The 14,455-nt window shown below is 48.2% G+C and carries 12 protein-coding genes; 6 read left to right on the top strand and 6 right to left on the bottom strand.

Annotated elements, in window-relative coordinates:
• Positions 1 to 42: 42 nt before the first annotated feature.
• The 4 genes from cas8c to cas3 form a co-directional block, all read right to left on the bottom strand.
• Complete coding sequence (gene cas8c / locus H6G89_RS14575; protein ID WP_190507503.1) at positions 43 to 1,872, bottom strand: type I-C CRISPR-associated protein Cas8c/Csd1; 1,830 nt, start codon at positions 1,870 to 1,872, stop codon at positions 43 to 45.
• Positions 1,863 to 2,582 carry a type I-C CRISPR-associated protein Cas5c gene (cas5c, locus tag H6G89_RS14570; protein ID WP_190507501.1) on the bottom strand — a complete coding sequence of 240 codons (720 nt, stop codon included), beginning with the start codon at positions 2,580 to 2,582 and terminating at the stop codon, positions 1,863 to 1,865. Before cas5c ends, cas8c begins: the two co-directional genes overlap by 10 nt.
• 96 nt (positions 2,583 to 2,678) lie before the next feature.
• Entirely contained in the window at positions 2,679 to 2,993 is a 315-nt protein-coding gene (locus tag H6G89_RS14565) for a hypothetical protein (protein WP_190507499.1), read from the bottom strand.
• Positions 2,994 to 3,348: 355 nt separating this feature from the next.
• Positions 3,349 to 5,760: a CRISPR-associated helicase Cas3' gene (cas3, locus tag H6G89_RS14560; protein WP_199336725.1), complete on the bottom strand. Its 2,412-nt coding sequence runs from the start codon at positions 5,758 to 5,760 to the stop codon at positions 3,349 to 3,351.
• Between the two features lie 694 nt (positions 5,761 to 6,454).
• Between cas3 and H6G89_RS14555 the strand changes: the two genes are divergently transcribed.
• Both H6G89_RS14555 and H6G89_RS14550 read left to right on the top strand, forming a co-directional pair.
• On the top strand, positions 6,455 to 6,697 hold the full coding sequence (locus H6G89_RS14555) for a hypothetical protein (RefSeq protein ID WP_190507497.1): 243 nt from the start codon (positions 6,455 to 6,457) through the stop codon (positions 6,695 to 6,697).
• A gap of 4 nt (positions 6,698 to 6,701) precedes the next feature.
• A complete protein-coding gene (locus H6G89_RS14550; protein ID WP_190507495.1) occupies positions 6,702 to 7,070 on the top strand; it encodes a helix-turn-helix domain-containing protein in 369 nt (122 codons plus the stop codon).
• A gap of 22 nt (positions 7,071 to 7,092) precedes the next feature.
• Here H6G89_RS14550 and H6G89_RS14545 read toward each other — a convergent pair whose 3' ends face one another.
• Positions 7,093 to 8,808, bottom strand: a complete 1,716-nt coding sequence (locus tag H6G89_RS14545) for an SBBP repeat-containing protein (RefSeq protein ID WP_190507494.1) — start codon at positions 8,806 to 8,808, stop codon at positions 7,093 to 7,095.
• 32 nt (positions 8,809 to 8,840) lie between these two features.
• Here H6G89_RS14545 and H6G89_RS35710 point away from each other — a divergent pair, with 32 nt between their 5' ends.
• The 4 genes from H6G89_RS35710 to H6G89_RS14530 all read left to right on the top strand — a co-directional run bounded on the left by H6G89_RS35710 (position 8,841) and on the right by H6G89_RS14530 (position 11,721).
• Complete coding sequence (locus H6G89_RS35710; protein WP_255519415.1) at positions 8,841 to 8,966, top strand: hypothetical protein; 126 nt, start codon at positions 8,841 to 8,843, stop codon at positions 8,964 to 8,966.
• Positions 8,967 to 9,456: 490 nt separating this feature from the next.
• Positions 9,457 to 9,732, top strand: a complete 276-nt coding sequence (locus H6G89_RS14540; protein ID WP_190507492.1) for a hypothetical protein — start codon at positions 9,457 to 9,459, stop codon at positions 9,730 to 9,732.
• Between the two features lie 24 nt (positions 9,733 to 9,756).
• On the top strand, positions 9,757 to 10,230 hold the full coding sequence (locus H6G89_RS14535; RefSeq protein ID WP_190507490.1) for a hypothetical protein: 474 nt from the start codon (positions 9,757 to 9,759) through the stop codon (positions 10,228 to 10,230).
• 39 nt (positions 10,231 to 10,269) lie between these two features.
• A complete protein-coding gene (locus H6G89_RS14530) occupies positions 10,270 to 11,721 on the top strand; it encodes a terminase (RefSeq protein ID WP_190507488.1) in 1,452 nt (483 codons plus the stop codon).
• Positions 11,722 to 12,120: 399 nt separating this feature from the next.
• On the opposite strand, the gene H6G89_RS14525 is transcribed toward H6G89_RS14530, so the two are convergent.
• The gene (locus tag H6G89_RS14525; RefSeq protein ID WP_190507486.1) at positions 12,121 to 14,319 is read right to left on the bottom strand and encodes a PD40 domain-containing protein; all 2,199 of its coding nucleotides are present in this window, start codon (positions 14,317 to 14,319) and stop codon (positions 12,121 to 12,123) included.
• Between the last annotated feature and the right edge of the window lie 136 nt (positions 14,320 to 14,455).

The raw sequence follows: 14,455 nt of genomic DNA, 5'->3' as shown, positions 1-14,455 counted from the left end.
AAATTCGATGAGAGTTGTAGTGATGAAAAAACGCATCAGAAATTATTCTGGATTGGTCTCGAAAGTGTCATCAGATTCGGTTTGAGCTTGCTTCCTAGTTGTTGCTCCATCCTTAGCATCTTTGCGATTTTGAGCACGCTGATGATAGTAACCGAGGGCAAAAATGCTTTGTTGTTGACTATTCAATGAATTGGGAAATAATCCAGATTCAGGAGAAATGTTGCACAATATGTCTTCTAACTTTTGCTGGAGAGCTTCGTAGGTTCCCCGTCTATCCTTGCGAATACGTGCCAGATGAGGTTGAGCATCTTCGACCAGTTTTCCTAAAACTTTTCCTGGCGTAGCAGAAGCTGCTCCATAAAAACGATCAATTAAAGTGGCGTTCACGTCCCGTCCCAATGCCTGAGATTGAACTTGCTCCAATTGAGCTAGTAATCGCCCACAATGGTAAGCTGCTCGGTCGAGTGGATTTTTGAATTGAGGGTCTGGGTTAAGACAATGCATGTCAGCCATTGGGTTCTCCTCTGGAGTTTTCAGTTGAGTAGTAAGAATCAGCTTGATTAGAGCCGCACGATCGCGCGTCACTTCTCTCTCAGCACGATTGCGTTTGACGAGTTGTACTAACATTTCATGGGTGAGTGTGCCACCTGCAATCGCAACGTGCATTAAGCGAGTAGTGATGCGGGCAATGTCTTCTTTACTAGGGTCGCGGTATAGACAACGGGATAACCGATAAATGCTCAAGTAGCGCCGCTGGTCATCAATCTCACCAAAAGAATCAACCAAATCTTGAGCGTCAAACCAATTAACTAAGTTGACAATTGCATTGTGCAAAGTCGTATCAATCCAATCCCGCACGACTACTCGTGCGCCACTAGCAGTTAACGCGGCTGCATAAAAACGATTTGCCTGTAGCCGTGCTAATCGTTTTTCGCCTTTGATTGCTTTAACTAAAACATTGCGAATTTTACTTGGTTGGTCATTTTTGTATGTTGCTGCTCGAAAGCGTGTGGTATGCTGCGTCCAAAAAACATATGCAACGTCATTATTCAAGATAAATCTAGAGTCTTCTGTTGCTAGTAAATAATTCAACGCTTTCCCAAAACCTTCACCCGCTTCTCGACAAATAGGCGATGTAAGAGAGTTCTTCAGACCGTAGGATGTGAAGGGTGCCGCGTTTGCAGAAACTAGTGCCGTTCCTGAAGTTTGTCCATTAGGAATGCCTTTGATTGAGATAGGTAGCCGTTCCTCAACTGGGCGCGGGTCATTACCGAGCACTAGACAAGTCATGACTGCACGCTGGTCTGAATCAGAATCCTCGCCAGTTAATTGACTTGACCAAAAGCTTTGCACGGTTGATAAACCAGCTTGAGCGTCTCCAGCTTGAGCATCTGCGGGAATGACCGTATCAAAATCAGGATGGTTTAGATGGTTCACACAAAAGGTCAACACTTGTGATGGTTCAATCTTCTGCTCCACTAATTTGGCATTATCTATAGCGGGGTTCCACTTTGCCAAAAACCGAGCTACTGCAAGAACATTGGGATTTTGTGTCACTTCAGCACATTGCTGCACTAAAGCTTTAAACTGCCGATGTCGTTCTGCCACTTTGTCAGCAGGTGCATCAGCTTCGGCATAGCCAAACACATAGTCCCCTTTATCTGCTAAGAGTTTGGGTTTAATGCCCGATGAACGTTTACAATCGGGAACCATGCGTTTTTCGCGATCGCCCAACTCCTGAAACCGGATGAAGTTACCTTCGAGGTCAATATGAACCAACCACTTTACTGGAACCAGGTTATATCCTTCAATTGGCAATTTTGCTTTAATGTCTGGGCGTTGAGACAGGTCATACAGCTGCTTTAGGAGCATAAGACTTCTCCTCGCTGATACAACTGCGTTGGTACTTTGAGAATGCCTTGCTGTAGTTGAGCTGGGAAAAATTTCGGTTGAGCATTGCCTTTTGTAACTCTGGCACCGTTAACACTGTGACTGAGATACAGCATTGAACCATCTGTTGCCTCGGTGATTTCCATGTCGAACAACATCAATCCCAGATCACGGGAATCGTCAATGGGGGTTTCAGTGCCGTCGGGTTCGCTGAAGAAGGCACTGAACTCACGCGTCCCTAAGTAGGGCTGGTAATAACACTGCCCTCTAGCAACCCGTCGTCGGAACTGATCGCGATATTTAGCGGGGTGAGCGTCCGCATGAGGCTTGAGCCGAATCTCGGCTTTGATTAAGTAATCCACATTACGCAGGCATAGGGCATGACGTTGCGAACGATCTTCATCAGCGTAATAACCACCTGTCCCACTGTTCTCCCAAGTGCGAGCGGTGCGTTCATTCTGGTGAGAATTCACTTCATTTCGCAACAACGAGAAGTAGCGGATTGAGTTTAGGACATGGATCTCATGAACAACCCAACATATCTCAGGTTTAAAGAACACTGCCTCCAACACGCCTCGCATTGCGCTGGGTGTGGGGACATCATAGGTAACCCTTTCAGCCGAAAACTCTGGGCGGGTAAATAAGGCAAAATCGCCCCTCACCCTCAAACTGAGTAAGGAATCATTAGACATAATTGATGAATAGGTAAAGATCGACAAAGAAGGGTTTGATAGGAGGTCAGTGCCTATGCCCTAACCTCCTTCAACTTCCCTACAAAGTAATTTGCGCTAGCAGAAATTGAGGTTAAAAGGATTGGAAACGATCCAGGTATTCCGCTTGATTGCTGCAACAGCAACACAATTTGACTCTATATCTGCTACTGGGTGTAGGTAGGGCAACCCCGTCTTTTTGGCAGCGTATAAGGGTGCTGGATTGGGCAGGTTTAATAAGTCCTGCACCTGTTTGGTTGTGTAGGTTTTGGTAACTTGACCAATTTGAGGTAAGAGCTCAGGATTAGGACACCAACTTCCTTGACGATAAACAAGCAGCGATTGAGTATTCCCGTTGGAGTTGTCCAGAGTTGGCAGTAGCGCGGTTTTCATGGTTCAATTGAGGAAGAATAATATTTACGAAAGGGGGTCGTCTCGTAAGAGATCGTTGCTCCCTCTTTTTTTATAGCTTTCTTCAGAGAAAGATGTCAATTTCATTTTTACTTGATAAGACAATTCAGCAACATTGAGATGAAGATTGGAACACTGGAGCCGCAAGAATAGTACATGGTATCAGTCTTGTACTCTGTGTCAGTGGTAGATAAAACATGGGAGACCGTACCGCAATCGGTCGTATCCCCCGTCCTCTTTAACTTGACAAAGTACACTGTCAGCTAACGTTGAGATGTTCCAATCCTCACTGCCTTAAGAGGCAATGCTATTTAACTGTATCACTGCCTCAAACCCATTAAAAACTTGTGAGTAGCTCGACAGGTAGCAAAATAGCATCACTTGGATCGCCCATTAACGGTAATCCTCGAATGGGGTCGTAGCTTTTATCGTGGTCCCAAACATAGAAGTTAGGTTGCCATTCTAGGATACTGTTGCGATGCTTCTGAAATTCCCACTGGCGGAGACTGACAACATAGGGTTGGAGAGCACGGTGATCGCTGGACAGCAATCCGCGATCGCGAATTTCATCGAGCAATTCTTGCACAGCTTGGTTGTAACGTATGACTACTGGGATTGTTTCGTCTTCAATCAGCTTGAACTTCTCAGAAACTTTTCGATAGTTTTGTTCAGCGCGATCGTCCTGAATTTTGTGTTTATCAGGATGCTCAATTTGGTAAAGGCTGCGTCCATAAGCCTGAAAGATTGTTGGGTCATGGAGATCTTCAGCTGTGGCTTGTTGCAGTAGGCTATTAGTTATCTCAGTTGCCTTAGCATATTCGCTACCTTTTTTGGGAATACTACCTTCCTCTAATTCAAAAACAGTCACCTGCCCAGCAAATTTTACACCATCGACTTCTAACCTGCCTTCACGATTACAACGTCCAGCTGCTTGAACAATTCGATCTAAAGGACCTAATGCACGGTAAACGGCTGGAAAATCGAGGTCTACCCCAGCTTCAACTACCTGAGTTGAAACCAGAAGGCAGTGCTTATTTTGCCTAAGGCGATCGCGAATCTCGTCTAACACAGTTTGCCGATGAGCACCACATAACAAAGTTGAAAGATGCAATATGGGGCAGTGTTGAAGTGTGAGATTGACTTTATCTTCAATCCAGGAGGAATCAAGGGTGTCTGGAGTTTGAACGTGGAGTGCATCTAGAACCCTCAGCGCATCTTTACGAGTGTTTAACACAACTAGGGCTTGCTCATGAGTACTTAACTTACTGGCTAGATCTGTCCACGACCACCGTGTTTTAGTTTGAATTGATGACAGGTTGTAGGTTACTCGCCTCAACTGTTTGAAATGTTCTGTAACATCTTCTCGTGGGATAACATCGTATATCAAACTGGAGTCAAATCCCTGGAAATAGCCATTGTTACCCTCCAACACAGGTTGAGTTGCGGTACAAAGAACAACAGACACATGGTAACGTTTGACCAGTTCCTGCAACATGCTGCAAATTGGAATTCGCAGGGCGATCGGTAGTGTTTGCACCTCATCCAAAATGATGACGCTACCAACAATGTTGTGTAATTTGCGGCATTTACTGGTGCGATGAGAGAACAAACTCTCAAATAATTGCACCGTTGTTGTCACGATTAGAGGGGCATCCCAATTTTGAGTGGCTAATCGAGCTTGCCTTTGGGCACGTTTTGCACTTTCATCAAGTTCTTCTTGCTTCTCCTCATTTGGTTGTTGCTCCGCTTGTAAATCTGACCTCACTGCACTGTGATGTTCTAGTACAGAGTTCTCACCAAATTGTTCTTTAAACACACTCCGATACACCTTGATAGTTTGCTCAATAATGCTGGTGTAAGGCACTGCTACAATGATTCGCTCAAAGTTGATCTCCAATTCAGATTTTGTCTCGTTGTGATGAGTTGCATGTTTAAGGGCAAATCCTAATCCACTCAGCGTTTTGCCACCGCCTGTCGGTACTGTTAATCGAAAAATTCCCGGTTCCTGTAGAGCCGATCGCAAGCAGTGAGTATAAACTTCCTGCCGAACTTGAAATACTGATGAATTGATGTTTTGAGTTTCCTTCTCCTTAATGAACTCCTGCTGTTTGCGGTCAAAAGTTTGCCAAAGTTGCTGAAGTTGAGGGCGTTCAATTTTTCGTATATCAGCTTGTTCAGGATTGTCAAATGCTTCAGTGTCTAAGCGATCGGCATCAATGAGACAGGAAAATAGTAGGCGGTCAAAAACCTCCCGGGCAAAACTATCATCACCTAGGGATTCAAGATGAGTTTCAAAATTTTGTTTTGGGTCAGTCTCTATCTCGTGGCTTGCCAGATTTAAAACTCTTTGATAGTTTGCCTCGTTTCTAGATTCTTCTAAAAAGTTACCCAGAATGCTGTCGAGGTCTGAGTAATTAGGTAGTCCAGCATGATGTCCGTAGATTAAGGGTGCAACCGTAGGACAAATCTCATCTGCCAAAATTGCCCCATAGATTGCATGAGGGACGCGATCGCGCGGTTCTGCATCTCCTGTTTGAGATGCTGCGTTGCACTGCTCTAAATATCTCTGAAAAGCGGGGTTGTATTTGCCTAAGTCATGCCATAGTCCAGCATAGTGTCCTAGCTCACCTGCTCCAAACTTCTCTGCAAATCGCTTGGTTAAAGCTGCAACCTTATTGAGGTGGAATTTTAACTCATGCCATGTATCTGAATCTTTTGAAGGGGTGTGAGCAGCAAAAGGAGGTTTCATGAGCAAGAGGAAATACATTTGAACTAATGCTCTCTAGAATTTAGCTCTGCTTATCTAATTTAGATAAGGTTATGTTGCGATCTCTTAATAGAAACAGTAGATAGAAGTGCCCCCTTGCAACTTGGTTTGACTCAATTGGTTGGTATGAGCTTGTACATGTGGCGGGTGGGGAGGACTTGGGAGCGATCGCTTATATCGTTTCTCTAAATTTGAGCTATGCATAAAAGCTCTTGTCAGGGCGTTTCGCGAAACGCCCCTACCGTCTACTTTTGGGAATTGGGATAAGCTTGCAGATAGGAAGGTGTTGAGAGTAGCAGTTGTTGTAGCTTGAATGGGCAAAAAGGGTATCACCTCCACTCGTGGGGTGGGGGAAATATACAACGAGACGAAGACAGAACAAGTGGTAGTCGTGATGACTCGGACAGGTCGCACGATGCTAGACTCCCTGGCTAAAGCGCATGGTCTAACCCGTTCAGAACTGTTTGAACAGATTGCCCGTCGGCATATTGTCCTTATCCCCAGAACAACGAGTACTTCGCAGTTTTCCCGACCTTCACAAATAAAGCGTTTAATCTTCATGGTTTCCCGGTCATATATGCCGCTGAATCGCTAATCCTCTTTAGCTCTGGATTTGGAGATAGTGGATATAGAGAGAGACGCGATAAATCGCGCCTGTACGAGGTGAGGAGTGATTATGGCTGGTGTGGATGTTGGTTTGTTAGTGGGTTTGATTTCATCCCTCGCGGGTGCGCTTGCCTGGTATCGTTCATTGGCGCGATCGCAGTATGCACGGGAAAGAGAGCTGGCACATATCCTGAAGAATCAGGAGCAGTCTAATTTAGTGCTGCGTGATTTGGTGGATCAGGTGGATGAGTTGGGCGATCGCCTGACAAAGCATGAAGCCTTATTGATTAGTGCCATTGGGAGACAGGTATGAGTAGATGCCAAAACGATTTAATGTTGTCCGTGCTGCGTCTGCTCTGGTAGAGGCGACACTGAAAACAGATAAGCAGGTATCCATAGAATTTGGGGTGAGCATCCGCACGATCGAACAATGGCGATCGCGTCTGAAGGTGGATGAGGAGTTACAGCGGGAGTTTCGGAGGATGGCAAACGAGAAATTAAGTCAGTGGGTGGGGGAGATTCCAAACTCGTTGGAGTTGGCGATCGGGTTTATTGCCAGTGCTGCACGGACGGGGGATACGACTAATCCTGATATGGTGAAGGCGATAACGGGGGCGATCGCGACGTTGAATGATGTGTTTGTGATTCAGGCGGCGATTCAACAACGGCAGCAGGGGGGTGAGTAGTGGGCGATCGCCCCCCCATTTTCTAAACGAAGTCACTCGCGTTAATCTGATTCGCTCTTATGCCTGTTACGGTGGCTAGGATGTCATTACCGAAGCTGAGCGTGACGCGATTACCTGTTTGAACAATCTCTAACGCTCTAAAACTGACACCACGGGGTAAGTCAAACTGGTCTTCACCGTTGCGAAAGCCTTGAATGGTATCTACTGCCCTTCGATCTTTGGTCAAGGTAAATGTATCTTTTCCTGTGTTACCTGTTAGCCGGTTATTGCCTTTACCACCATTCAGATAATCGTTACCTGCTCCACCCTGGAGGATATCGTTGCCATCGCCACCATTGAGAATATCGTCTCCAGCATTTCCTAACAGTTGATCATTGCCACCAAAACCCAGAATGGTGTCGTTGTCAGCAGTACCGCTTAGTCGTTCGGGTTTGCGACTTCCCCGGATGGGATTGGAGGAACCTCCAGGGGTTGAATTAACTTCGGATGGAAGCTGATTAACTGGAAGGGGATTAGCACCAAATTTGATGATAAAGGCATCGTTGTATCCTTCGCTGGCGTCCCCGAATATTCCTTCGGTGTAGCCTGCAATGTAGACATTACCAGAGACATCGGTTGTTAGTTTTCCGGGTTGGTCTGTCCCCAGGGCTGCCAAAATGTGGTCACCCAGCCAGTTTCCATCTCGGTCAAGCCTGAAGAGAAAGACATCATCATCGCCACCTTGCAGACCGCTGATGGTGTAGAACGCCTGACCTGTGACGTAGATGTTGTCAGTGGCATCAATTGCGATATCGGTTGCCTGATCGTTTGAGGTTGAGTAGTTGTAGGTATTCGCCCACAGTAAAGTACCGTCGTTGCGGTATTTGGCTACGAAACTGTTTTTAGGCTGTCCAATGCCAGATTGGGAATACCCCGTGATGTAGGCATTTCCAGCAGAGTCTATAGCAACCCCTTGAGCACCATCAGAGTAACTCCCTCCATAGTTTTGCTGCCATAGAGCGTTGCCTGCACTGTCATACTTCATCAAAAAAGCGTCTGTAAAGCCAACTGTGGTGCCTTGCAGTGAGCCACCTGTTGTGCCTGCAATGTAGATGTTGCCAGCCGCATCAACTGCAACATCATAGGCAATATCGCTATTGGGTAAGCCTGTCTCTCGTACCCAGAGTTGATTGCCATTGCGGTCGTATTTTGCCAGGAAGCCGTTATCGTTTCCCAGGTTAAAGCTACCGTATCCTGCGAATTCTCCGGTGACGTAGATGTTGCCAGTGGCATCGATTGCAACGCCTCGGGCAGTGTCATTGCGAGAACTACCAAATTGTTTTTCCCAGAGGATGTTACCGTTCGTGCTGAGCTTTTTCAGGAAGACATCTGAGGTTCCACCAGACCCTAGTAAGGCGTCATTGGTTGAGCCTGTGATGTAGATGTTGCCAAATCCATCAACGGCGATCGCGTTGGCTTGATCACTTAAGTTGAGGTGTCCCAGTTCCTGTCTCCACAGTTCATTACCGTTGCGGTCGTACTTTACGATGAACAGGTCGTTGTTGTAGTAGAGGGTAGGTCTGGGTCTGCGAGGGTCATACTCACCTTCGCTATAACCGGCTATGTAAACATTGCCTGCGACATCTACGGCAACGCTGGTTGCACCGTCGGAGAGTAAGCTTCCGAATTGATCGATCCAGGTCAGTGAGGGAATTGTTCCGGTGGAAACGTGATCGGCAGCAGGAGTGGTCGTTACCATATTTAATCCTCGTGGAAACGTTGGGTCGGACCATGTCTGCAATTTCTGGTGATCAAGAATTGCAGGTCATGGCAGAACGCGGTCTATGGTGTTTGAGGGGTTGTGTTTTAGTTGAGAGCCACGCATTCGAGCTTGAGGCGATCGCTGGATTCAGGTAGCTTTTGTTTTTTGGTCACCTAAAAGCCTGGGTAAAAAATCGTTTGATAGCTATATAGCTATATTACTGAGAAAGAAAAATATATTGGCAGGCTTAATGATTTCTTCTTGTGGTCGGATTCTAGCTGTAGAAGCTTTCAAGCCCATAACAGAAGGTCTTATCGGTCAATCAAGAACGCGCTTCGCATCTGTACCAAGTGCGGATGTTGATGAGGAATTCGAGCACTTGGGGGAAGCTTTCCCCCAAACCCCCTTGCTGGAGGACGAGGCGCGTCCCCCAGACCCCCTCCGATCAGGTGTGAGTGGGGTGGTTGTCACGCGCTTACGGGTGCCAAGTGCGGGTGTCTCTGGTGGTGAATTTTGGAAGCAGGTTGGGGCGATCGCTGTACGGAATACCAGGATTTAAGATACCGAACCTAACCGACGCAACCTTGAAAAAGTAATATTTGTCTTTCGGACGGATCGAAAAGATTACGAAAAGAGAAATTAGACATGAAGTATCTAATTTCTGAGGGCAATATGGCACAAGTAGTATGTTCAAGATGCAGCAACCAGTTTGAAGCAAGCAACCATCTTGTTACCACTGGAGCGGCAGCAGCAGGTGCAGCAGTAGGAGCTTACTTTGGGCCAGGTGTCGGAATAGCAATGGGACCGTTAGGAGCAATTGCTGGAACTGTACCAGGAGCAATTATCGGTGGAACAATAGCAAGCTTGGGAATTACTAAATTTACACGTTGCCCCTCTTGCGGTCATGTCTTCATGATCTAAGTCCCCCACTGCCTTTGTCGTTTTATGTCACTCTCTCAAGAAGAAATTGAACAACGAATAGAAGCGGTAGACCGTTTTGCTGACTCATCCAGTCGTCGATATGGTTCCTTACTCAATTGGCAGAATCCTCTCGATCCGTTTTGGCACTATGGGATAGGACTGTCAGATACACATATTTTTGATACAGGTCGTGGCTTGCGTCCATTTTCAAAATTAGATGCCAAGTTTGTGATCAACGTAGACCACATAGTGTTTGAGCCAAAGCAAACTATTGAAAGGCTCAAACATGCTTTATATGTTTTCAAAGATTGGGAATACACACTAACTGGCTGGAACTGCGAACATCTCGCTCGATTAGTTGCTACCGATAGACCAAGATGCTATCAAAGTAAATTGATTTGGTGGATGTGTAACTTAACTCCAAAAGGAGATCACAAGTCTGCACATCGGGTTCTCCACAACTATCTAGAAGGAGTTGATCCAAGTCTTAACCGATAGTGTGTCTACTCTTTTGGTCGAAGAGGAAGTGGTACACGAATGCCGTCAGGTCTGAAGAGAATTCAGCGTAAATTGCGTGAGTTGGATGAACTGTTTCCAGCTAAGGTCACGTTGGAGTGGCAACCTCAGCCGGGTTCTCAGTCGTTGGCGTATCACTGTCCTGCGGATGAACTGTTTTATGGGGGTAGTCCTGGCGGTGGTAAATCAGATCTCATCCTGGGACTGGCTCTGACCCAACATAGGCGATCGCTGATTCTGCGTCGTCGTGCGCTCGACCTGGCGGCGATCAAGGTGAGACTGGCTGAGATTACGGGGCGTGTCCCAACGAATGAGTTTAGGGTGAATGGTCGCTACATCCAATTGGGCGGCTGTAAGGATGAGAGCAGCAAATATAAATACCAGGGTCAAGCGCATGACCTGAAGGCATTTGACGAGGTGAATCAGTTTCTAGAAACGCAATACACCTACATCAAGACTTGGAACCGTACAGCAGAACCGGGGCAACGGTGCCGCACGGTCTGTAGCTTCAACCCTCCGACTTCTCCAGAGCAGAGATGGATCATTTCTTATCTGGCTCCGTGGTTGGACAAGAAACATCCTAGACCTGCCATGAGTGGGGAGGTGAGGTATTACATCGGGCGCGATGAGGTGGACGGACCTGAACCGCAGCAGGGCATCACCCCTATGAGTCGATGCTTTATCCTGTCAAAAACCTCTGACAACGCTCTACTGATGGCGACGGGGTATGATCGCCTGTTAGCCAATCTGCCTCCAGAGCTGGCGGCATTAACAGACTTCGCCTCATCCATGCAGGATGACCCGTATCAGGTGATTCCTACGGCATGGGTAGAACTGGCTCAAGACCGATGGCGGCAACGGTGGGGCGCGGGGTATGACCCTACCAGGACTAACGAGACGATGCCCACAATCCGCAACATTCTTCAGGATGCGATCGCGGGTGACATTGCCAGAGGTGGAACGGATGAGACAGTGATTGCCACCAGACACGGGGATAATGTGTTTCTGTGGGGTTATCCCGGCAAAGACACACCAGATGGGGCAACCGCTGCTAGTAAGCTTTTACAGCATCGACAGGGTAATGCTCGGATGAGCATCGATGTCATAGGTTGGGGGTCTTCTTGTCATGACCATTTGAAGGGGTTAGGTCATCAGCCCTACGCCTTTAATGGTTCTACAGCATCGGCTCTCAGAACCCGTAGCGGTCAATTTGGCTTTGTGAATAAGCGAGCTGAGGCGTATTGGAAACTGAGAGAGATGTTAGACCCTGAGCATGGGGCTACGCTGGCTCTGCCGCCACATCCAAAACTGTTGGGAGACTTGACTGCTCCGCGTTGGTTCCTATCACTCCGGGGGATTCAGGTGGAGGAGAAGGCAGAGATTAAGAAACGTTTGGGGCGATCGCCTGATACGGGGGATGCGGTGGTGATGGTGTGTGATGTGGGGGCGTTGGTGTATGGTTCAGCGTTTTAGCCCCCTGTATCCCCCAAAATTGGGGGACTTTGAGAATCCGAGCATTTGGGGGACTCGCTCCAAAATATCCATTGGGGATGTCACTCAAAACAGGATGGAGAACCAGGCATTGGGGAATTCTTCCCCAAACCCCTGATTGGGGGACGCCACTGCCTCCCCGCTGGATTGAGCTTGGTAAAGCCAAAGCCCCTAGCAGAAGGTGTTTCGGTTTACCCGAAGACGCGCTTCGCATCGGTGCCAAGTGCGGGTGTTTCTGGAGAAGAGGGGATGAGGAGGGGCGACCCTTGCGGTAACGGCGAAGCCGCACGCTTGGGGACGATTTGGAGGGCGTAGTATTTGGGCGAGGAACTGGGGAGTGGTGCAAGGATAGCTCTGCCAAATGCTGTGCCCGTACGGAGGCTATGAGGAGGGGCGATTTGGGGTTGAGGTTTGGCAGACGGGTAGTTGCTCTAGGGCTTCTGGGTAGGTGTTGAAGTAGGTGCGAAGTAGGCTACAACCTCGTGCTAGCAGGTCATCTAAGCCATTATCGATTTGCCACATCTGGCTTTGATTGTCTGAGACAGAGGTGATGAGATACCGACCATCGGGAGTAAAGACCGGGTTAGAACCGGGAAATTCTGCAACAGGTTTGAAGGAGCGATCATAGACCGTGCTGGTGGTGCCATCGGAGGAGGTAATCGCGATGAGTTGCCCATCGGCACTGAAGCTGGGATTGATTCCTTGAAAGAGACGGTTGCCAGCGCGATCGTAGATATAGCTGGTGATGAAATCGGGGGAGGTGATAATGAACTGTCCATCGGCACTAAGTCTGGGATAGCCCCCTTGCAAGGTGAGGATGGGGTTGCCAGCGCGATTGTAGATAGTGCTGGTGGTGTTATCGGAGTAGGTAGTGCCAATCAGCTGTCCATCGGCACTGAAGCTAGGAGATTTCCCCTGCACTGTGAGGATGGGGTTGCCAGTGCGATCGTAGATAGTGCTGTTGCCATCGGGGAAGGAGGTGGTGCCAATGAGCTGTCCATCAGCACTGATGCTGGGATTAGACCCTGGTAAGGTAAGGAGGCGGTTGCTAGTGTGATCGTAGACAGTGCTGTTGCCATCGGAGGAAGTAGTGCCTATTATCTGTCCATCGGCACTGATGCTGGGATTGCTCCCTTGCAAGGTGAGGATAGGATTGCCAGTGCGATCGTAGATAGTGCTGTTGCCATCGGAGGAAGTGACAATCAGCTGTCCATCAGCACTGATTCTGGAATAGCCCCCTTGCAAGGTGAGGATAGGATTGCCAGTGCGATCGTAGATAGTGCTAGTGGTGTTATCGAGGGTAGAGGTGACAATCAGTTGTCCATCGGCACTGATGCTGGAATAGCCCTTCTGTAAGGTGAGGGTGCGATTATCAGTGCGATCATAGATGTAACTGGTGCCATCGGAGGAGTCGGTGACAATCAACTGTCCATCGGCACTGAATCTGGGATTGACCCCCTGTAGGGTGAGGGTGCTGTTGCCAGTACGCTCGTAGATGTAACTGTTTTCGTCAGGGGAGGTAGTGCCAATCAGCCGTCGATCGGCACTGATGCTGGGATAGCCTCCCGGTAAGGTGAAGATGGGGTTACCAGTGCGATCGTAGATAGTGCTGTTGAAGTTGGGGGAGGTAATGCCAATCAGCTGTCCATCCGCACTAAAGCTAGGACCACCCCCCTGCAAGGTGAAGATGGGGTTGCCAGTGCGATCGTAGATAGTGCTGGTGGTGCCATCAGGGGAGGTAGTGCCAATCAGCTGTCCATCCGCACTAAATCTGGGATAGCCCCCCTGCAAGGTGAGGGTACGGTTGCTAGTGCGATCGTAGACAATGCTGGTGGTGCCATCGGAGGAGGTAGTGACAATCAGCTGTCCATCCAAACTGAAGTTGGGAAAGGGTCCCTGCAAAAGACGATTGCCAGCGCGATCATAGATAGTGCTGGTGGTGCGTTCGGGGGAGTCAGTGACAATTAGCTGTCCATCGGCACTGAATCTGGGATTGACCCCTTGCACTGTGAGGATGGGGTTGCCAGTGCGATCGTAGACAGTGCTGTTGCCATCAGGGGAGGTAGTGACAATCAGCTGTCCATCGGCACTAAAGCTAGGAGATCTCCCCTGCACTGTGAGGATGGGGTTGCCAGTGCGATCGTAGATAGTGCTGTTGCCATCAGGGGAGGTAGTGACAATCAGCTGTCCATCGGTACTAATGCTGGGAAAGCCCCCCCGCAAGGTGAGGATGAGGTTGCCAGTGCGATCGTAGATAGTGCTGGTGGTGTTATCAGAGGAGGAGGTGGCAATGAGTTGTCCATCAGCACTGAAGTTGAAAAAGGGTCCCTGCAAAAGACGGTTGCCAACTCGATCGTAGATAGTGGTGGTAGTGCGATCGAAGGATAAGGTGACAATGAGCTGTCCATCGGCACTGATGCTAGGGAAACCTCCTGGAAGTTGGTTAATTTCTAAAACTTGATTGACTGCCATCCGGAGAGCCAGCAGGGGATTGACGGCTGGATAGTCATCCAAATAGAGAGTTTTGCGGGAATTGGGCGTTTCATTAAGGAGCCGATTCAAGTCTTGACCCAATACCATTGCGTCTATTAGGGTATCTATTCCCCGAAATTGAGGGGTATGTCAAATAGATTGTGTCAAGGGTAAAAACTCAAGTTGGAAAGCGATCGCCGAATTCAATCGCGAAGCGATTGAGAGCAGGTTTCCAGTCACGAAT

Origin of the sequence: Oscillatoria sp. FACHB-1407, from assembly GCF_014697545.1 — a bacterium.
Lineage (GTDB): Bacteria > Cyanobacteriota > Cyanobacteriia > Elainellales > Elainellaceae > FACHB-1407.
This window is presented reverse-complemented; position numbering and strand designations above follow the sequence as displayed.

Bases quoted from the DNA above. Each gene is read 5' to 3' on its own strand.
- cas3 (WP_199336725.1), bottom strand. From the start codon at position 5,760: ATGAAACCTCCTTTTGCTGCTCACACCCCTTCAAAAGATTCAGATACA.
- H6G89_RS14545 (WP_190507494.1), bottom strand. From the start codon at position 8,808: ATGGTAACGACCACTCCTGCTGCCGATCACGTTTCCACCGGAACAATT.
- H6G89_RS14555 (WP_190507497.1), top strand. From the start codon at position 6,455: ATGGCTGGTGTGGATGTTGGTTTGTTAGTGGGTTTGATTTCATCCCTC.
- H6G89_RS14565 (WP_190507499.1), bottom strand. From the start codon at position 2,993: ATGAAAACCGCGCTACTGCCAACTCTGGACAACTCCAACGGGAATACT.
- H6G89_RS14530 (WP_190507488.1), top strand. From the start codon at position 10,270: ATGCCGTCAGGTCTGAAGAGAATTCAGCGTAAATTGCGTGAGTTGGAT.
- H6G89_RS14540 (WP_190507492.1), top strand. From the start codon at position 9,457: ATGAAGTATCTAATTTCTGAGGGCAATATGGCACAAGTAGTATGTTCA.
- cas8c (WP_190507503.1), bottom strand. From the start codon at position 1,872: ATGCTCCTAAAGCAGCTGTATGACCTGTCTCAACGCCCAGACATTAAA.
- H6G89_RS14525 (WP_190507486.1), bottom strand. From the start codon at position 14,319: ATGGTATTGGGTCAAGACTTGAATCGGCTCCTTAATGAAACGCCCAAT.
- H6G89_RS14535 (WP_190507490.1), top strand. From the start codon at position 9,757: ATGTCACTCTCTCAAGAAGAAATTGAACAACGAATAGAAGCGGTAGAC.
- cas5c (WP_190507501.1), bottom strand. From the start codon at position 2,582: ATGTCTAATGATTCCTTACTCAGTTTGAGGGTGAGGGGCGATTTTGCC.
- H6G89_RS35710 (WP_255519415.1), top strand. From the start codon at position 8,841: ATGTCTGCAATTTCTGGTGATCAAGAATTGCAGGTCATGGCAGAACGC.
- H6G89_RS14550 (WP_190507495.1), top strand. From the start codon at position 6,702: ATGCCAAAACGATTTAATGTTGTCCGTGCTGCGTCTGCTCTGGTAGAG.